The following is a 19,158-nucleotide window of genomic DNA, read 5'->3' on the forward strand; positions in this document are numbered from 1 at the left end:
CCGTTCCGTTTGCGGAGCGGTGTACATGGCGTTTCAGTGAGAGGGATTCCCCCGCTCGGTGAGAGGGATCCCCCCGCGCTTCTCTGGAGCAGACATGTCGATGGCGTTCGGTTCCCCCTTCGGTTCCTCCGATCCGTTCAGCGAGATGCTGAACCGGTTCTTCGGCATGTCGCCGGCCTCCTCGCCCCCGGCCGTGCAACGCGTGCCGATCGGAAGGCTCCTCACCGAGTCCTCGCACGAACTGCTCAACCTGGCCACCCGCAAGGCGGTCGAGGACGGCACGTCCGACCTCGACACCGAGCACCTGCTGTGGGCCGCCACCCAGGTCGGCCCCTCCCGCAGGCTGCTCGCCGAGGGCGGCGTGGACCCCGACACCCTCGCGAACCGGATCGCCGAGGTGCTGCCCCGGGAGTCCGCCGAGCCCTCCTCGGAGCCCGGCCTCACTCCGGCCGCCAAACGCACCCTCGCCCTCGCCCACGCCCGCTCGCAGGCCTCCGGCGTGTCGTACATCGGCCCCGAGCACATTCTCGGCGCCCTCCTCGGCGACCCCGACTCCGGCGCCTCCCGCTTCCTGCGCGCCGAGGACCTGGACGTCTCGAAGCTGCGCGGTGCCGCGGACCAGGCGGCCTTCGGCGGCGAGGGCGCCCCGGCGGCCCCGAAGCAGCCGGCCACCACCCTCGACGAGTTCGGCCGGGACCTCACCGAGGAGGCGAAGGCCGGGAAGCTCGACCCCGTGGTCGGACGGGCCGAGGAGATCGAGCAGACCATCGAGATCCTCTCCCGGCGCTCCAAGAACAACCCGGTCCTCATCGGCGAGCCCGGCGTCGGCAAGACCGCCATCGTCGAGGGCCTCGCCCAGCGCATCGTGGCGGGCGAGGTGCCCGACACCCTCAAGGACAAGCGGGTCGTCTCCCTCGACCTCTCCGGGATGGTGGCCGGAGCCCAGTACCGCGGACAGTTCGAGGAGCGCCTGAAGAAGGTCATCGAGGACGTCCAGAAGGCGCAGGGCGACATCGTCCTCTTCATCGACGAGCTGCACACGGTCGTCGGCGCCGGAGCCACCGGCGAGGGCTCGATGGACGCCGGCAACATGCTCAAGCCGGCCCTCGCCCGCGGCGAGCTGCACGTGGTCGGCGCGACCACCATCGACGAGTACCGCAAGCACATCGAGAAGGACGCCGCCCTCGAACGCCGCTTCCAGCCCGTCCTGATCCCCGAGCCGACCGTCGAGGAGACCGTGCAGATCCTCGAAGGGCTGCGGGATGCCTACGAGGCCCACCACCAGGTCCGCTTCGCCGACGGCGCCCTCGCCGCCGCCGCCGAGCTCTCCGACCGCTACATCAGCGACCGCTTCCTGCCCGACAAGGCCATCGACCTGATGGACCAGGCCGGCGCCCGGGTGCGGCTGCGCAGCGGCGGCCGCTCCACCGAGGTCGTCAGCCGCGAGGACAGGCTCGCCAAGCTGCGCCGCGAGAAGGACCAGGCCGTCGCGGGCGAGCAGTTCGAGAAGGCCTCCGACCTGAAGCGGCAGATCGCCGAGGTCGAGGGCGAGCTCGCCGGCATCGAGGAGCGGCGCGAGGGCGTCGTCTCCGTCACCGCCGGCGACATCGCCGACATCGTCTCCCGCCGCACCGGCATCCCGGTCTCCCAGCTCACCGCCAGCGAGAAGGAGAAGCTCCTCAGGCTGGAGGAGGAGATGCACGCCAGGATCGTCGGCCAGGACGAGGCGGTCACGGCGGTCTCCGAGGCCGTGCGCCGCAACCGGGCCGGCATGGGCGACCCCGACCGGCCCGTGGGCTCCTTCCTCTTCCTCGGACCCACCGGCGTCGGCAAGACCGAGCTCGCCAAGACCCTCGCCGACCTGCTCTTCGGCGACGAGGACCGGATGATCCGGTTCGACATGAGCGAGTTCCAGGAGAAGCACACGGTCGCCCGGCTCGTCGGAGCGCCTCCCGGGTACGTGGGCTACGAGGAGGCCGGCCAGCTCACCGAGAAGGTCCGCCGCCAGCCCTACAGCGTGGTGCTGTTCGACGAGATCGAGAAGGGCCACCCGGACGTCTTCAACACCCTGCTCCAGATCCTCGACGACGGGCGCCTCACCGACGGGCAGGGCCGCACGGTCGACTTCCGCCACTGCGTCGTCATCATGACGTCCAACATCGGCGCCCACCGCATCCTCGACCACCGGGGCGACGCGGCCGAGCTCAAGGACCAGCTGATGGAGGACCTGCGGGGGCGCTTCCTGCCCGAGTTCCTCAACCGCATCGACGACATCATCGTCTTCCACAGCCTCACCGAGGAGGACCTGTCGGAGATCGTCGACCACCTCCTGGACCGCAGCAAGCACCGCGTCCACGCGCAGGGCATGACCCTGGACGTCACCGAGGCGGCGAAGAAGCTCCTCGTCGCCCACGGCTACCAGCCCGCGTTCGGCGCCCGGCCGCTGCGCCGCACCATCCAGACGGAGCTCGACAACCGGGTCGCCTCCCTGCTGCTCGGCGGCGACGCCGAGCCCGGCGACACGATCGTCGCCGACGTGGTGGGCGACTCGATCCACTGCACGGTCCGCAAGGGCGACGCCGGGGGCGGCGCGCACCGCGAGGACGCGGAGAGCCCCGCCGAAGCGGCGTAGGGCCGCCGGACACCGCCCGCACCGCCCCGGTGGCCTGCCTCAGGCCACCGGGGCGGTCTCAAGGCGCTCGTCCCCGCAGTACACGTTCATCGACGTGCCGCGCAGGAACCCGACCAGGGTCAGTCCGCTCTCCGCCGCCAGGTCCACGGCGAGCGAGGAGGGCGCGGAGACGGCCGCGAGCAGCGGGATCCCCGCCATCACCGCCTTCTGCACCAGCTCGAAGGAGGCCCGGCCGCTCACCATCAGGACCGTCCCGCGCAGCGGCAGCATCCCCGACCGCAGGGCGTGCCCGACGACCTTGTCCACGGCGTTGTGCCGGCCGACGTCCTCCCGCAGGCAGAGCAGCTCACCCTCGGCCGAGAAGAGCCCGGCCGCGTGCAGGCCGCCCGTGCTGTCGAAGACCCGCTGGGCCGCCCGCAGCCGGTCGGGGAGGGCCGTGAGCACCTCCGGGCCGATCCGCAGCGGGTCCTCCGCGACGGACCAGGCGGCCGTCGTGCGCACCGCGTCCAGACTGGCCTTGCCGCACAGGCCGCACGAGGACGTCGTGTAGAAGTTCCGCTCCAGGGAGGCGTCGGGGGCGGCCACGCCCGGCGCCAGGACGACGTCGACCACGTTGTACGTGTTGCCGCCGTCGGAGGTGGCGCCCGCGCAGTACCGGATCCCGGCCACGTCCCCGGCCGCGTGCGCCACGCCCTCGCTCACCAGGAACCCGGCCGCGAGGTCGAAGTCGTCGCCCGGGGTGCGCATCGTCACGGTCAGCGGACGCCCGCCGACCCTGATCTCCATCGGCTCCTCGGCGGCCAGCGTGTCCGGGCGGTAGGAGGCCCCTCCCTCCCGCACGCGCAGGACGCGCCGCCGCGCGGTCACTCGTCCCATGGTTCTTCCTCCCTCTGGCTCCGGCCGGTGGACCGGACGCCGGATCCCGGGGCCGCGGTGTCACGCCGCCCGACCGCCGACGGTAGCCGCCCCGGGAGAGACGCGCGCGACGCGGGGTGCGCCCCGTGGCCGTACCCGTACCGTCACGCGGTCACGCGGAAGAGCCCGCCGGGACGATCGTGACCCTGACGTGCTTCATGATCGGCTGGTCGCTCTGGGTGCTGTAGTCGTCCAGCGCGCACAGGACGTTCATCTCGGGCATGTAGCCGGCCGCGCACCCCCGGGGGATGTCGTACGGGACGGCGAGGTAGCCGTTCAGGCGCCGGTGGCTGCCGTCCCGCGCGGTGCTCGTGATGTCCACCGCGCCCATGTCGGCGATGCCGCGCTCGCGCATGTCGGCCCGGTTCATGAAGACGAGCGTGCGCAGGTTCTTGACGCCCCGGTAGCGGTCGTCGTCGGAGTAGATCGTGGTGTTCCACTGGTCGTGGGAGCGCATGGTCCCCAGGGCCAGCTCGCCGGGGGCGGGCAGTACGTCGGGCAGCTCGGAGGAGGAGAACTCGGCCAGGCCGGACGCGGTGAGGAAGACCAGTTCGCGGGCGGGCTGCTTGATGCGGAAGCCCAGCGGCAGGCGCACCCGCCGGTTGAAGTCCTCGAAGCCGTCGAGCGCCCGGGCCATGGTGTCCCGGATGCGGTCGTAGTCCTCGACGTACCACTCCCACGGCGTGGCGCTGTCCGGCAGCGCGGCCCGGGCCATGCCCGCGATGATCGCCGGCTCGGAGAGCAGGTGCGGCGAGGCGGGGCGCTTCATGCCGACCGACATGTGCACCATGCTCATCGAGTCCTCGACCGAGGTGCTCTGGATCCCCCTGCGCTGGTGGTCCTTCTCGGTCCGGCCGAGACAGGGCAGGATCAGCGCCCGCCGCCCGTGCACGACGTGGCTGCGGTTCAGCTTGGTGCTCACCTGGACGGTCAGCTCGCAGTTGCGCAGCGCCTCGTAGGTGACCGGGGTGTCGGGGGCCGCGAGCGCGAAGTTGCCGCCCATGCCGACGAAGACCTTGACCTCCCCGTCGCGCATGGCCCTGATGCTGGCGACGGTGTCCTTGCCGTGCTCGCGGGGCGGGTCGATCCCGCAGACCTCGGCGAGCCGGTCCAGGAACGCCGCGGTGGGCCGGTGGTCGATGCCGCAGGTGCGGTTGCCCTGGACGTTGCTGTGCCCGCGTACGGGTGAGGGGCCCGCGCCCTCGCGGCCCAGGTTGCCGCGGAGCAGCAGCAGGTTGACGATCTCGCGGACGGTGTCGACGCCGTGCTCGTGCTGGCTGACCCCCAGGCACCAGCTGACGACGGTGCGGTCGGCCTCGCGGTAGACGCGGGCCGCCTCCAGGATGTCGTCCCGGCTCAGCCCCGACTGGGTCTCCAGCTCCTCCCACGGGGTCGCCTCGCACACCGCCCGGTACTCCTCGAAACCGCTGGTGTGCCGCTCGACGAACTCCCGGTCCAGGGCCTTGGGGTCGGTCGCGGACTGCTCCAGGACCGCCTTGGCCATGCCCCGCAGCAGCGCCATGTCGCCGCCGACGCGCACCTGGAGGTTGAGGGTGCTGGTACGGGTGGAGTGGAAGGTGGTCATGTCCTTGAAGTCGTGCGGGATGATCGCGCGGGTGGCCGCCGCCTCGACGAGCGGGTTGACGTGCACGATCTGCGCGCCGCGGTCGTACGCCTCCGCGAGGGCGGTCAGCATCCGGGGCGCGTTGGAGGCGGCGTTGACGCCGATGACGAAGAGCGCGTCGGCGGTCTGCCAGTCCTCCAGGTCGACGGTGCCCTTGCCGGTCCCCAGCGCCGCCTGGAGCGCCCGGCCGCTGGCCTCGTGGCACATGTTGGAGCAGTCGGGCAGGTTGTTGGTGCCCAGCTCGCGTGCCATCAGCTGGTAGAGGAAGGTGGCCTCGTTGCCCAGCCGGCCGGAGGTGTAGAAGGTCGCCTCGTCCGGGTGGTCGAGCTCCCGCAGCGTGCGCCCGACGAGGGCGAAGGCGTCCTTCCAGGTGATCGGCACGTAGTGGTCGGTCTCCGGGTCGTAGACCATCGGCTCGGTGAGCCGGCCCTCGTTCTCCAGGGCGTAGTCGCTCCACCCGTCGAGTTCGGTCACCGAATGGGCGGCGAAGAACTCGCGCCCGACCCGCTTGCGGGTCATCTCCCAGGTGACGTGCTTGATCCCGTTCTCGCAGATGTCCAGGTGCAGGCCCTTGGTGTCGTCGGGCCAGGCGCAGCCGGGACAGTCAAACCCGCCGTTCTCGTGGTTCATCTTCATGATCGCCCGGGGCCCGTCGAGCGGGAGGGCGCCCTCGCGGACCATGAAGCCGGTGACGCTCTTGGCGGCGCCCCAGCCGGCGGCGGGGTGGTGGTACGGGTGGAACTCCGGATCGCCCTCGGGGGCCGGGCCCACGCGGGGCTCCAGGGTCTCGGGGGTGTCCTGGAGGGTCTCCGGCTTTTCCTGGTCGGTGCTCAAGGATCTTCACCCTCTCGCCCCGCGGGGCATGGGCGGTACGGGACGGAACAGCCCCTTCGGGCAGGCTATGTCCGCCCCCGTACCCATGCCACTCGGCCCGGAAGGACCGGCCGCGCGAGGCCGCGCGCCGCCCGGCCCGGAGACGGTCGCCGTACGAACCGCGCACCGCCCGCCCCCGGTGGAGACCGCCGTGCCGGGCTGCGCGAGAGATCGCGCCCACCTACGCTGAAGCTGTCTCCTGAGTACCTTTTGTCCGACTTCTCGTTCCGTTCTGCGGGGCCACATCTCCGGCGGGAGCGCCATGGCCGTACCCCAGCCCGTCCTCGTGCCCCCCTCCCGGGCGGCCCTCTTCCTGGTGGTGACCGTCCACCCCGGCGCCGAGGCCGCCGTGCGGGACGCGCTCCAGGACGTCACCGGGCTGACCCGCTCGGTCGCCTTCCGGGCCCCCGCCGACGGCCTCACCTGCGTCGTCGGCATCGGGTCCGAGGGGTGGGACCGGCTCGTCGGCGACCCGCGCCCGCGCGGCCTGCACCCCTTCCCCGCCCTCCGGGGCCCCCGCCACCGCGCACCCGCCACCCCCGGCGACCTGCTCTTCCACCTGCGGGCCCGGCGCGCGGACCTCTGCTTCGAGCTGGCCCGGCTCGTCCTGGACCGGCTGGGCACCTCGGTGTCCGTCGTCGACGAGGTGCACGGCTTCGGCTACTTCGACGAGCGCGACCTGCTCGGCTTCGTCGACGGCAGCGAGAACCCCTCCGGAACCCTGGCCGCCGAGTCGGTCCACATCGGCGCCGAGGACCCCGGTTTCGAGGGCGGCAGCTACGTCGTCGTGCAGAAGTACGTGCACGACATGGCGGCCTGGGACGCGCTCGCCGTCGAGGAGCAGGAACGGGTCATCGGGCGCGGCAAGGAGTCCAACGTCGAGATGCCCGACGACGTCAAACCCGCGAACGCGCACATCGCCCTCAACACCGTCACCGACGAGAACGGCGACGAGCAGAAGATCATGCGCGACAACATGCCGTTCGGACGGGTCGGCAGCGGCGAGTTCGGCACGTACTTCATCGGCTACGCCCGGACGCCCGCCGTCACCGAACGCATGCTGCGCAACATGTTCCTCGGGGATCCGCCCGGCAACACCGACCGCATCCTCGACTTCTCCCGGGCCGTGACCGGCGGCCTCTTCTTCGTGCCGAGCGCCGACCTCCTCGACGACCTCCCCGGCGCGCCGGACACCGCCGCCACCGGGGAGTCCCCGGGCGTCGGCAGCCGGAAAGGAGCCTGAGCCGTGCGCGCCCGGCTGCTCGGAGCCGTCCCCCGGCTCGTCGGGGCGGCGCTCGTCGGCGCGGTGGCCGGCCTCCTCGTCGCCGTGTCGACCCACGCGCCGCTCGGCGTCCTCGCCGGCATCGCCGTGGCGGAGACCGCCTTCGTCGTCGCCGGCTGGATCGTCCTGTGGCCCATGGACGCCACCACCACCCACCACAACGTCCGCCGCGAGGAGTTCCGGCCCGTCGTCGAGGAGCTCGCCGTCGTCGCGACCTCCCTGGCCGGACTGGTCGGCATCATCGTGCTGCTCCTGGTCGGCCGCACCGACCTGAGCCACGCGGCGGCCGCGACGGCCCTCTGCGGCGTCTTCATGGCCTGGGCGGCGCTCCACCTGATGTACGCCACCCGCTACGCGTACCACTACTACGTCCCGGAACCGGGCGGCGGGATCGACTTCAACACCAAGGCCCCGCCCCGGTACAGCGACTTCCTCTACTTCAGCTTCAACCTCGGCATGACCTACCAGGTCTCGGACACCAACGTCTCCACCGCCGGGCTCCGCGCGATCGTCCTGCGCCACTGCCTGCTGTCGTACGTCTTCGGGGCCAGCATCCTGGCCACCACCATCAACCTGGTCACCGGCATCGTCACGGGCTGACGCCCCCGGCGCCCCGGGGGCTCAGTCGCGCCACCACGGTTCGCGTACGTACCGGCTCTCCTCGCTCACGCAGTCGACGCCGTTGGAGATCTCCCCGGCGTCCAGGTTCCAGCCCACGACGCCGTTGCCCTTACGGCTCAGCTCGATCAGCCGGTCGTCCGCCGTCCCGGCGCCGCTCGTGACCCGGCACGTCACGATCGACGTCCACGACTGCCCGTCGAGCGCCGAGACGAAGAACAGGACCGGCAGCACGACGACGGTCAGGACCAGGGCCACCCACTGCTCGGCCCCGGCGGCCCGGCGCAGCCAGCCGGGCGGCCGGTACCCGGTGTCGTGGTGCTCCTCCCGGTCCCGCGACCGGTGCACCCGGCGCCGTCCCGTCCGGTACTCCTCGATCACGCCCTGCCGCAGCGCGAAGGAGGCGAGCCCGGTGCCGAGCCCCCACCACGGCCCGAAGAAGCAGGCGTCGACGACGCCCACGGCGATCGGGGTGACGGCCGTGAGCCCGAGCCGCTGGAGGGACCGGGTCCGCCTGCCGCCCGTCGGCACGGCGCCGCGCGCGGCGAAGAGGGCGAAGACCACGCGGGAGACGACGACGGCGAGCACCGATCCGAGCAGCGGATCGGTGATCACCATGCCGAGCAGGATGTCCGGCCAGTTCGCCGGCTCCATGCCCACGAGCACGTCCCGGACCGCGTCCCCGCCGCCGACCGTGTAGGTGAGCTTGGTGACCGGCACGGCGAAGACCAGGGCCACCAGGACGGTGTGCCCGGGCCCGCCCTTGCGGTCGGCCTCCCTGAGCCCCTTCCGCTCCTGCCCGCCGTCCGCCTCCCGCACGGTGCCGTCAGCCGACCGAGACCACGGTTGCGGTCGCCCGGCCCCCGGGCGTCTCGTACGTGACGGTGTCACCGGCGCCGTGGCCGAGCAGCGCCCTGCCCAGCGGGCTGTCGCCGGTCACCAGGCCGGGGTTGAGCGCGTCGGCCAGCTCCACGATCCGCACGGTGGTCTCGGTGCCGTCGTCGAACCGCACGGTCACGCTGCTGCCGACGCCGACCGAGCCGGCGGCCGGCGGCTCGGCGACGGAGGCCGCCTTCAGACGGTCCTCGATCTCCCTGATGCGCCCGTTCAGCCGGTCGGCCTCGTCGGCGCGCATCAACTCGTCGGCCTGGTCCGCCCTGTCGCCCGTCTGGTCGCCGCCGCCGTCCCGCAGGGTGGCGGTGACCGAATCGCGTTCGGAGCGCAGCTCGGCGAGCTCCTTCTCCAGCTCCTCGCGGGCGACGGCGTTGATGGGCTCGGGTCCACCGGTCATTCCTGCTCCTGTCCGGACGAGGAAGCGGCATGGTGCCGCACATGCCGTGAATGAGTAATTTCGGACGTTATCAGGCACGGTGCGAGCCGGACGCGAGGACCGCCCGCACGGCCTCGTACGGCGACCGTGGAAAGGCTCGTACGGTGGGGCGGGGAAGATCCCGACCGAGAGGGAGAAGCGCACGATGGCCGTCATCCACCGCACCACGATGCAGCCCACCAAGCTGGAGCTGCTCACCGCGTGGCTGCCCACCCGCCCCTGGTACGCCGGCGGGGCCGAGGGACCGCGGTTGGTCAGGGCGGGCGGGTTCCGCCTCGACGACCCCGAGGGCGAGGTGGGCATCGAGTTCATGGTGGTGACCGACGGCACCGGCCCGGACGCGGTCGCCCACCACGTCCCCCTGACCTACCGCGCGGACCCGCTCGCGGGTGCCGAGCGCGCCCTCGTCGGCACCTCCGAACACGGTGTCCTGGGGAAGCGCTGGATCTACGACGCCGTCCACGACCCCGTCTTCGTCGAGCGCTTGCACGCCCTGCTCGACGGCCGCGCCGAACCGCAGGAGCAGACCGCGACCGACACGCCCGACCCCACCGTCGCCGTCGCGCCGCTCACCCCGGACGGCACCGGCGCGGACGCGGAGCCCGTACGGGTCGAGGAGGGCCCCGACCACACCGACGTGGTGCTGCGGGAGCCCGGCGCGCCCGCGCCGCTCGTCCTGCGGCTCCGGCGCGTCCTGCGGGCCGACGACGGAACGGCCGGTGGAGGGACGGCCGGCGGCGGAACGGCCGACGGCGAGCCGGCCCGGGTGACCGGCGAGTGGCAGCGGCCCGACGGGACCACCGCCCGGGGCACCTACGCCACGGCGTTCACGGGATCCACGGCCCTCACGGTCTGAGGGCCGTCGCGAGCTGCGCCCGGGAACGGACGTCGAGCTTCTGGTAGATGCGGGTGAGCCGCGCCTCGACCGTCTTCACGCTCAGGTACAGCTTCGCCGCCGCCTCCTGGTTGCTGGCGCCCTGGCCCACCAGCCGGGCCAGGCGCAGCTCCGCCTCGGTGAGGGAGGAGAGCGCGGGGGCGGTCTCCTCGCCGCCCGGGCCGCCCGCCGGCCCCTCGCCCGCCGGGGTCTCGCCCGCCAGGGCCAGCCACGGCGCCGCTCCGGCCCGCTCGAACACCGACGCCGCCTCGTGCAGGGCGCCCTGCGCCGCCGACCGGCGCCTCCGGCGGCGCTCCACCCGGGCCAGGGCGATCAGTGCCCGGCCCCGCTCCAGGGGCAGCCCCGCCCGCCCGAACTCCCCGGCCGTGCGGGTCAGCAGCTCCGCCGCCTCGTCCGTGCGCCCCTCCGCCGCCAGGCACAGGGCGTACGTCCGGTCGCAGCCGAGCAGGACCGTGGACCGCCCGAGGCGCTCCGCCACCGGCCGCACCTCCGCGAGGAGCGCCAGGGCCTCGTCGGCGGCGTCGTTCGCGAGCAGCGCCTCGGCCAGCTCCTCGTGCCAGCGGAGCATCGACGGATCCACGGTCGACTGGGCGCGCTCGTCGGCCTGCACCCGGCGCAGGGTCTCCAGGGCGGCGGCCACGTCCCCGTTGACGAGCTGGACCCGGCCGAGCGCGTACCGGCTGCGGGAGAGGAAGACCCGGTCGCCCTCCTCCTCCGAGGCCTGCACGCTGCGGCGCGCGTAGCTCGCGGCCCGCGCGAAGCTGCCGCCCGCCGTCTCCGCCAGCGCGAGCGCGTACCAGGCGGGACCGGGGGAGAGGCCCGCCTCCAGGGTGAGGGCGAGGGACTGCCCGGCGTGGGCGAGGGCCGCCGCGCACGGGCCGATCCGGGACTCGATCTCGGCCAGCGTGCGGAAGAGCTCGATGGCGTCCTCGACGGAGCCGCGCCGCTGCACCAGCGGCAGGAGCGCGCCCAGTTCGTCGCGGGCCTCCACGAGCCGGTCGTCGAAGAGGGCGTGGCGGATCGTCAGGATCTGGGCGGCGTTGCGGATGCCGAGGGGCCGCTCGGCCAGCTCAAGGGCCCGCGCCTGGGCGAGCACGGCATCCGCGTCCGGCGAGCCGAGCGCCCGCTCCATCCGCGCCTGCACGGTCAGCGCCTGCGCGGCCGTGCGCGGGTCGCCCATCGAGGCGGCCAGCGCGGCCGATTCGACCGCCGCCGTCCGCGAGCGGTGCGGATCGCCGTCCGCGAGCACGTACTTGACGGCGAGCCGGAGCTGTACGGCGGCCCGCAGGGCGGTGTCGCCCTCGGAGTCCTCCATGGCGTGGACGTACATCTCGTCGAGGCCGGTCAGGCCCTGGCCCGCCGTGTCGAGCACGGCGAGGCGCGCCCGCACCCGGTCGGCGGGCACGGCGTCCCGGGCGAGCAGATCGGTCGCGGCCCGCATCGCGAGGTCGGCGCGGGCCGCCCGCGCGGCCTCCTCGGCCGCGTCCACGAGCCGCGCGATCCGCCGCGTGCCGTGCCGCCCCGGCGTCGACTCGGCTGCGAGCAGCGCCAGTTCGGCGGCGAGCGCGCTGTTCCCGCGCCGCCGGGCCAGATCGGCGGCGTCCGCGACCTCGGCGGCCAGTTCCTCGTCCGGGCTGTCGGTGGCGAGCGCCCGGTGCCGCACCGCCTCCACGGGGTCGTCCACGACCTCCGCGAGGGCCGCGTGCCCGGCGCTCCGCTCGGCCCAGCAGGCGTCGTGCACCAGGGTCGAGGGCAGCAGTCCCGCGGTGAAGGTCACCGAACCGTCCTCGGCGAGCGACACCAGGTCGGCCCGCTCGGCCGCTGCCAGGTCCGCCTCCGCGTTGGGCCGCCCGGCCCGCCGCACCAGCGTCGCCGACGGACGCAGCGCCAGGGCCGCCAGCAGCAGCGTCTCCCGTACGGCGGGCGGCGCGGCACCCAGCAGCTGGCGGGCCAGGTCGCGGGCGCGCCCGGAGAGCGTCAGGGCCTCGGCGTGGTGCACGGGGGTCCGCGCGTCGGCCAGCGAGCGGCCCACCGCGAGCGCGAGCCGCGGATTGCCGCCGCTCGCGCGGTGGATGCGGCCGGCCATCCGGGACGGCAGCCGGTGGTGGATGAGGAGCTCGGCGATCTCGTCGGCGTGCAGCGGCGGGACGCGCAGCACGTCCGCCTCCGAGGGCACCCAGAGGTGGCTGGCGTGCGGGTCCTCGGAGCGGTGCGGCTCGCCGTACGGACCACGGGCCTCCCCGTACGGCTCGGGGGTCTCCACGGCCACCACCCGCAGCGCGGGCGGCGCCAGGTGGAGGGCGAACCGCAGCAGGTCCGCGCTGTCCGCGTCCACGTGCTGCACCCCGTCGACGACGAGCAGCACGGGCCCCCGGCAGGTCAGGGTGCGCAGGATCTGCGCGATCCCGAGGCGCAGCGCGATCGGGTCCCAGCCGTCCGCGTCGATCGGTGCCTCGCGGCAGAGCATGGCGACGGCGGTGCGCTGGGGGCCGGGCAGCTCGTCGAAGACCCCGGAGGCGAACACGCCGGTGGTGTACGGGCCCGCGGCGTACGCGCCGGTGGCGTACGGATCGGTGCCGTACGCCGCGGAGGCGTGCGTTCCGGCGACTCCGGGGACTCCCGCGACGGGGGCCGGGGCGGAGTGCGGGACGGCGGCCCGGTCCGCGGGGGCCCTGGGGGAGCCGAGGGCCGGGAGGACCGGGACGGGGGCCCCGGGCCCGGACGCGTCGGACGGCTCGGGGCGGACGGGCCCGGAGCCGGGCGGGGCCACCGTCGCCGCCACGGAGGCGACGAGCGCGGCGGCCGAGGCGCCGGGTATCTCGCGGTCGGACGGCAGGGAGGCGAGCCACAGCACGGTCTCGCCGCGCGCCTCGGCGCGGGCCGCCTCGGCGAGCGCGACCTCGGTCTTGCCGACGCCGGCCGGTCCGGTGAGCAGGGCGCGGCCGCGTGTGTGCAGGGCGCGTTCCAGCCGGGCGAGGAGTTCTTCGCGGCCCACCGGCGCGGGATTCGACCCCACGCCCGCGGGGCGCAGGGCGACGTGCGGAGCTGTCGTCACTGTCCACCACCTCCGGCCGCTCGGGCCCCCGGCCCATGAGCCCCGTGCGCAGAGAATACGGAGCCCACCGGCGGAGTCCAGGCCCCTTGTCCGGCATACGGACAGCGCGCTCCGGTGGCACGCGCTCCCACAACGCCAGGACGCGCCCGTGGTGTAGACCACGAGCGCGTCGCTGACCAGCGATGATGCTGATGTGGGGGGTGGGTCGAAGGTGGTGCGGTGGTGCGTTAGAAGGTGAGGCTCCACGAGTCGATGTAGCCGGTGTCACCCGTGGCCACATCGCGGACCTGGAGCTTCCAGGTGCCGTTGGCGACCTCGTCCGACGCGTTGACCGTGTAGGTCGTCACGACGTTGTCGGCGCTGTCCGAGGACGACGAGGTCTTCAGGTTGCGCACCGTGCCGTCGGGGGCGACCAGGTCGACGACCAGGTCCCCGCGCCAGGTGTGCTTGATGTCCACGCCGACCTTGAGGGCGGCGGGCGCGTTGCCGGTGCGGCCGGTGACGGCGATCGGGGACGACACGGTGGTGTTGTCCGGGACCGTCACGCGGGTCGCGTTGGTGAAGACGTTGCCGGCCGGCGGCGTGGTGGTGGTGACGGCGTTCACCGTCTTCGTCGCGTCGGCGATGCCCGCGCCGCAGCCGCCGGTGCAGGTGCCCGGCAGCGGACGGGCGTTGGCCTTGATCGCGGACTCGATGTCGGCCGGGGTGAGGGTGCTCTTGGCCGACTTCAGGAGGGCGGCGAGGCCGGCGATGTGCGGCGCCGCCATCGAGGTGCCCTGGTAGGGCTTGTAGTTCTCGGTCGACTGGGTCGTCGTACCCGAGTTCAGCGTCGAGAGGATGCCGTTCTCGGGGGTGGTGACGGTGCCGGGCGTGTCGGTGGCACGGCGGGTCTCGCCACCGGGCGCGGCCACGTCCACGGCGGTGCCGAAGTTGGAGTAGTACGACCGGTTGCCCTCGCGGCTGGTCGACGCCACGGTGATGACGCCCGAGCAGTTGGCGGGGGTGAAGCCGGAGGTGTTGAGGTTGCTGTTGCCCGCGGCCACGACGACGGTGGTGCCGCGCGTGACGGCGCCGTTGATGGCGGTCTGGTAGACGCTCGGGCAGGTCGAGCTCGCGCCGCCCAGGCTCAGGTTGATGACCTTCGCCGGGGTCGCGTTGGCCGGGACGCCCGGCACGGTGCCGCCGGAGGCCCAGGTGATGGCGTCGGCGATGTCGGCGGACGAGCCGCCGCACTTGCCGAGCACGCGCACGGGCTGGATCTTCGCGTTGTACGCGATGCCCGCGATGCCCTTGGTGTTGTGCGTGACGGCGCCGATGGTGCCGGCCACGTGGGTGCCGTGCCAGGAGGAGCTGGAGGCCTTGGAGCCGCTGCCGCACTCGTTGTCGGTGGCGTTCCAGTCGCCCTCGTCCTTCGGGTTCGCGTCGCGACCGTTGCTGTCGCGGGCGTCGGCGGAGGAGGAGATGAAGTCGTAACCGGCGACGACGTTGGCCGCCAGGTCCGAGTGGGCGGCGTAGCCGGTGTCGATGACGGCGACGGTGACGCCGGAGCCGGTCGTCTTGTCCCAGGCCGCCGGGACGTTCATGCCGCCGGTGGCCTCGAAGAGGTCCCACTGCTTGGTGTAGTCGGTGTCGTTCGGCGTGGCCGCCATCGCGTAGGCGCGGATGTCGGGCTCGACGGAGGCGACGGCCGGGTCGGCGCGGAACGCGTCGATGACCTTCGTGACGTCCTGCTTGGTGGCGCTGTCGCCCAGGTCGACCAGGGCGGAGCCGGCGGCGAGCCGACGCTCGAAGGAGAGCTTCTCGCCCGTCTTCGCGGCCTTCTCGGCCGTGTCGCTCTGCGCGGCGGCGTTGGAACCGGCCTCGGCGGCCTGGTTCTTGTAGGTGACGATGAGCTTCTCGACCGGGGCGCTGGGCAGCGCCTGGATCGCCTGCGAAACCGGCGCGGGCTTCGGGGTGGGAGCGGCCGGGGCGGCGGCGAACGCCCCGGAGGTGGTGGCAGCGGCACCGAGGATCGCGGCACTCGCGACCACGGATATGACTCTCCGCCTGGAACCGTTCAAGGTGTGGCCCTTTCGATTACGACGTAACTGCGAAGCAGTGGCGGCGGCGCGGGACACGGGGGCGAAGTGGGGGTCGCGGTCCGGTGTTCCCTGGGCTTGGGGGGCCCGTGCGCCGCCACCGGCGCGACGGCCCGGGTCAAGGCCGTCACCGGCGGACGCCACCCTTCGCATGCACCTGTCACGGTGCGATTCGAAGGATGATATCTGCCGGTGCGGAGGACAGTAGGGAACGGGGGGGTGAACCCGATACGGGGAAAACCCTTGTCACCCCTCAGGGAGCGGCGGGGGGTCGGCGAGGGGAGGGGACGCGGGGCCCGCCGGGGGCGGCGGAAAGGGCCGCGGGGACGGGGGCCGGGGGGCGGGGCGCCGGGTAGGGCCTGCGGCTTCCGTGGCTCCCGCCGGTCCGGGCCAGCGGCTCCCGTGGCTCCCGCCGGTTAGGGCCCTTGGCTTCCGCCGGCCCGTTCCCGCCGCTTCCTTCTCCGCTTCCCCCGTTCCCGCCGGATCAGCCCAGTTCGAGCGTGGTGATCCCGAAGACGCGCTCGCGGGCCACCGGGCGGACGGGGCCGGTGTACATTCGGGCCGTCTCGAACGTCGGCTCCAGGCCGCGCTCCAGGGCCAGGCGCGCCGCCGCCGGGTTGACCTCCGGCATGTCGACCGCGATCCGGTCCGAACCGAAGTCCCTCGCCTCGGCGGCGAGTCCGTCGAGCAGGGCCGCCGCGTCCGCCGGGGTGTCCGCGAACAGCGGCCCGATCCGGGCCTCGTCCCGGGCGGGACGAACCACCCCGTACCCGGTCAGACGTCCGTCGACGACCCGGGCCAGGGCGCGGTGCCCGGGGGTCGCCAGCCAGGCGGAGAGGAAGCGCGGCCGGTCGGCGTGGTGGCAGGCGCCGTCGTACGCCGCGAGGGCGGCCGGACCGACCCGCCCGGCGGGCACCAGACCGGCCGGCGGGCCGTCCGGGGCCGGGACCGCGCCCACGTACCGCGCCGTGCGGTACGCCGTCGTGAAGCCGGAGCGCCGGTAGTTGTCCTGCTGCGCGGGCACGCCGTCGAGCCCGACGGCCCGGCCGCCCGCGTGGCCGAGCGCGGCCCGCCAGGTGGCCAGGCCGTGGCCGAGGCCGCGCAGTCCGGGGCGCACGAGGTAGAAGCCGAGGAAGGCGTAGGCGTCGTCGTAGGTGACGACCGAGACGGCGGACACGGGCTCCCCGTCGATCCGGCCGAGGAAGAAGCCGCCGGGATCCTGCGCGAAGAACGCCGTGACGTCGGAGAGCCCCGGGTTCCACCCCTCCTCGGCGGCCCAGGAGCGCACGAGGGCCCAGTCCTGCGGCGTGGCGGGGGAGACGGTCAGCGAGCCGGGGGCCATGGGGTGTCCTTCGACGGCCGGGAGGGACGGGAGGGCGCGGGGCGGCCCGGACGGCCCGACGGCGGGGGACGGGCGGATATCCGGGCAAAGCGCGCCGAGCATAACGCCGTACGGGACGCCGCCCGGCCCGGACCGACCGGATCCGGCCGCGCGGACGGCGGAACCGGAGCCGCTTCGACGGTGCGCCCGTACCTGGGCGGAGTCCCCGGATCGGTGCTCCCGCCCTTGGGCGGAGCCGCGGCTCGGTACTCCCGTACCTCCCTGGGCGGAGCCGCGTCCCAGTGCTCCCGTACCCGGGTGGAGCCCTCGGCTCCGTGCTCCCATACCCGGGCGGAGCCCCGGCTCGGTACTCCCGTACCTGGACGGAGCGCCCGGCCCAGTGTTCCCACTCCCGGGCGGAGCCCCGGCTCAGTGGTCCCGCACCTGCACGGAGCCCCGCCTCAGTGCACCAGGCGCAGGCGCGCCGACGCGATCGTGAGGCGGACCGTCTGGCCCCACGTCAGTTCGAGCGCGTCCGACTCGACGCCGTCGCCGAAGGCGACCAGGCGGTCCGACTCGACGGTGAGGCGCAGGCCCCGGCCGGGGCCGAGGAGGCCCTCGACGCGGGTGGTGCCGGTCGTCGGCGACGGCCAGGCCTCGCGCACGAACCAGGCGAGCCGGGGGTCCGAGGGCGCGGGCAGCGCGAGCGCGCTGGAGCGCTGCTCCCACAGGGAGCGCAGCCAGCCCGTGCCCCCCGTGCCGGTGCCGACGAGGACGCCCGACGACGCCTGGGCCTCGGCCGGGGCGTCCGTCCCGTCGAGCCCGAGCGTGTAGCGGGCGGTCTGGTGGCCCGGCGGCCCGACGTAGATCTCGTTGAGCGCGAGGAGCCGCTGCGCGTCGTCGGTGACGGCCTCGACCATGGTCAGCTCGTCGACCGCCGCGCCCTCTTCCGCCGCGTACGGCAGCAGCCGCCGCGCCCGCTCCGCCCGGTGCCGGACCAGGACGCCCGGATTGCGCCCCGGGTCCGCGTCGATGCCGACGACGGGCTGCCCGGTCAGGTACTTCGCCGTGTTGGCGACCAGGCCGTCCTGCCCGACCACCACGACCACGTCCTCCGGCCCGAACAGGAACCGGTCCAGATCGGCGCGTTCCACCCGGGTCTGCCGCCATGCGAGCGGCACGGCGCCCGCCACCTCGGCGAGCGCCCGGTGGGCCCGCTCGTGCCGTTCGCGCACGGCCTCGACCGAGCGGCCGCGCGCGGAGAGGAAGAACGCGGCCTGCCCGTGCGTGCCATGCCGGGCGAGCAGCTCCTCGTACTCCGTCGTCCGGTGCACGAGCACCGCGCGCGGCGCGAGGCTCACGACCGCGCCCCGCCGTTCTCGCCGCCGAGCCGGGCGAGCAGCCCGGTGAGCACGTCCGGGGAGAGCGTCAGGTGCTCGATGCGAGGCAGGTTCTCGGCCGCCCGCTGCACGGCGAGGGCGTGCAGGACGGCCGGGTCGGCCTCCGCGTGCGCCCGCAGCCACGCGGACTGCGCCCCAGCGCGCGCCTCGCCGACCTCGCGCGCCGCCTCCGCCTCGGCCCGGGCGAGCCGGACCTTCCGTACGGCCTCGGCCTCGGCCCGCACCGCGTCGGCGGCGGCGTTCTCCTCGGCCTCGCGGCGCGCGTTGGTGCCGCGCTGCTCGACGAGCCGCTCCTCCTGCCGGGCCAGCTCGATCTTGCTGGCGAGCTCATTCTCAGCGATGGCGCGCTCCCGCTCGACGGCGACCGCCCGGCGCTCGTAGGTGGCCCGGTCGGCCTCCTGCTGGATCTGCTCGCGGGCGGGGGTGCGCAGGGCCCGCTCGACCTCGGGCTCGGGGCGGATCGCCACGACCCGGACGGCGACGACCTCGATGCCGGTGTCCGGCAGGCGCGGCTCGGCGGCGAGACCGGTCGCGATGCGGTCCCGGACCGCCGCCACGCCGTCGACGAGCGCGGCGGCGAGGGCGGTGCGGGCGAGGACGTCGAGGGCGTGCTGCTGGGCGGTCTCGGTGAGGAGGGTGGCGATCTGTTCCAGCGGGGTGCCGCGCCAGACGCCCGTGTCGGGGTCGACGGAGAAGTCGAGCCGGGTGGCCGCCGCGCCCGGGTCGCCGATCCGGTACGTGACGGTGGACTGCACGCTCACGTCCTGGAAGTCGGCCGTGCGGGCGTGGAAGGCCATGGCCAGCTCCCGGTCGTTCACCGGGACCTCGGAGAGGGCGGCGGTGCGCGGCCGGAACCAGAAGCTGAGCCCCTCGCCGTCGTGGACGAGTCGTCCCCGTCGCTGGTGGCGGATGTGCGCGGTGGGCGCGGAGCGCAGATGGCGCCAGCCGGCCCGCCGGGTGATGTCGGCCATGGAAACCCCCTTGTCGTCATGTTGACGATAGGGGGTGCGTCCGGTTGTCGTCAAGATGACGAATTGCAGGTGACGGGGTGAAGAGGTGGCGGGGTGGCGGGGCGACGAGGTAGTGGAGTGACGGAGCGGCGAGGTGGTGGGGCGACGGGGCGAGGCGACCGGGC

General features: G+C 74.1%; 13 protein-coding genes. 4 read left to right on the plus strand and 9 right to left on the minus strand.

Features of this window, described 5'->3' with window-relative positions; all coding sequences use genetic code 11:
• Nucleotides 1-94 precede the first annotated feature (94 nt).
• On the plus strand, nucleotides 95-2,632 hold the full coding sequence (locus AB0398_RS12180; protein WP_366374166.1) for an ATP-dependent Clp protease ATP-binding subunit: 2,538 nt from the start codon (nucleotides 95-97) through the stop codon (nucleotides 2,630-2,632).
• Nucleotides 2,633-2,671: 39 nt separating this feature from the next.
• Here AB0398_RS12180 and fdhD read toward each other — a convergent pair whose 3' ends face one another.
• Nucleotides 2,672-3,508, minus strand: a complete 837-nt coding sequence (gene fdhD, locus AB0398_RS12185; RefSeq protein WP_366374167.1) for a formate dehydrogenase accessory sulfurtransferase FdhD — start codon at nucleotides 3,506-3,508, stop codon at nucleotides 2,672-2,674.
• 151 nt (nucleotides 3,509-3,659) lie between these two features.
• Nucleotides 3,660-5,954 carry an FdhF/YdeP family oxidoreductase gene (locus tag AB0398_RS12190; protein ID WP_366374534.1) on the minus strand — a complete coding sequence of 765 codons (2,295 nt, stop codon included), beginning with the start codon at nucleotides 5,952-5,954 and terminating at the stop codon, nucleotides 3,660-3,662.
• Nucleotides 5,955-6,306: 352 nt separating this feature from the next.
• Between AB0398_RS12190 and AB0398_RS12195 the strand changes: the two genes are divergently transcribed.
• On the plus strand, nucleotides 6,307-7,287 hold the full coding sequence (locus AB0398_RS12195; protein ID WP_366374169.1) for a Dyp-type peroxidase: 981 nt from the start codon (nucleotides 6,307-6,309) through the stop codon (nucleotides 7,285-7,287).
• Nucleotides 7,288-7,290: 3 nt separating this feature from the next.
• A complete protein-coding gene (locus tag AB0398_RS12200; RefSeq protein ID WP_366374171.1) occupies nucleotides 7,291-7,926 on the plus strand; it encodes a DUF1345 domain-containing protein in 636 nt (211 codons plus the stop codon).
• A 21-nt stretch (nucleotides 7,927-7,947) separates the two neighbouring features.
• Here AB0398_RS12200 and AB0398_RS12205 read toward each other — a convergent pair whose 3' ends face one another.
• Nucleotides 7,948-8,763, minus strand: coding sequence for a hypothetical protein (locus AB0398_RS12205; protein ID WP_366374173.1), 816 nt, complete (start codon nucleotides 8,761-8,763; stop codon nucleotides 7,948-7,950).
• A 7-nt stretch (nucleotides 8,764-8,770) separates the two neighbouring features.
• Nucleotides 8,771-9,235, minus strand: a complete 465-nt coding sequence (locus AB0398_RS12210) for a GreA/GreB family elongation factor (RefSeq protein ID WP_366374175.1) — start codon at nucleotides 9,233-9,235, stop codon at nucleotides 8,771-8,773.
• Between the two features lie 184 nt (nucleotides 9,236-9,419).
• Here AB0398_RS12210 and AB0398_RS12215 point away from each other — a divergent pair, with 184 nt between their 5' ends.
• On the plus strand, nucleotides 9,420-10,130 hold the full coding sequence (locus AB0398_RS12215; RefSeq protein ID WP_366374177.1) for a 1,4-alpha-glucan branching protein: 711 nt from the start codon (nucleotides 9,420-9,422) through the stop codon (nucleotides 10,128-10,130).
• Here AB0398_RS12215 and AB0398_RS12220 read toward each other — a convergent pair.
• The 5 genes from AB0398_RS12220 to AB0398_RS12240 form a co-directional block, all read right to left on the minus strand.
• A complete protein-coding gene (locus tag AB0398_RS12220) occupies nucleotides 10,120-13,224 on the minus strand; it encodes a helix-turn-helix transcriptional regulator (RefSeq protein ID WP_366374179.1) in 3,105 nt (1,034 codons plus the stop codon). The genes AB0398_RS12215 and AB0398_RS12220 overlap by 11 nt on opposite strands.
• A gap of 227 nt (nucleotides 13,225-13,451) precedes the next feature.
• Nucleotides 13,452-15,254, minus strand: coding sequence for a S8 family serine peptidase (locus AB0398_RS12225; RefSeq protein ID WP_366374181.1), 1,803 nt, complete (start codon nucleotides 15,252-15,254; stop codon nucleotides 13,452-13,454).
• Between the two features lie 532 nt (nucleotides 15,255-15,786).
• Nucleotides 15,787-16,644, minus strand: a complete 858-nt coding sequence (locus tag AB0398_RS12230; RefSeq protein WP_366374183.1) for a GNAT family N-acetyltransferase — start codon at nucleotides 16,642-16,644, stop codon at nucleotides 15,787-15,789.
• Nucleotides 16,645-17,084: 440 nt separating this feature from the next.
• On the minus strand, nucleotides 17,085-17,984 hold the full coding sequence (locus AB0398_RS12235) for a hypothetical protein (RefSeq protein WP_366374185.1): 900 nt from the start codon (nucleotides 17,982-17,984) through the stop codon (nucleotides 17,085-17,087).
• Complete coding sequence (locus AB0398_RS12240; RefSeq protein WP_366374187.1) at nucleotides 17,981-18,994, minus strand: SPFH domain-containing protein; 1,014 nt, start codon at nucleotides 18,992-18,994, stop codon at nucleotides 17,981-17,983. Before AB0398_RS12240 ends, AB0398_RS12235 begins: the two co-directional genes overlap by 4 nt.
• Nucleotides 18,995-19,158 lie beyond the last annotated feature (164 nt).

The organism is Streptomyces sp. NPDC086147 (genome assembly GCF_040702165.1).
In the GTDB taxonomy this organism is placed as follows: Bacteria; Actinomycetota; Actinomycetes; order Streptomycetales; family Streptomycetaceae; genus Streptomyces.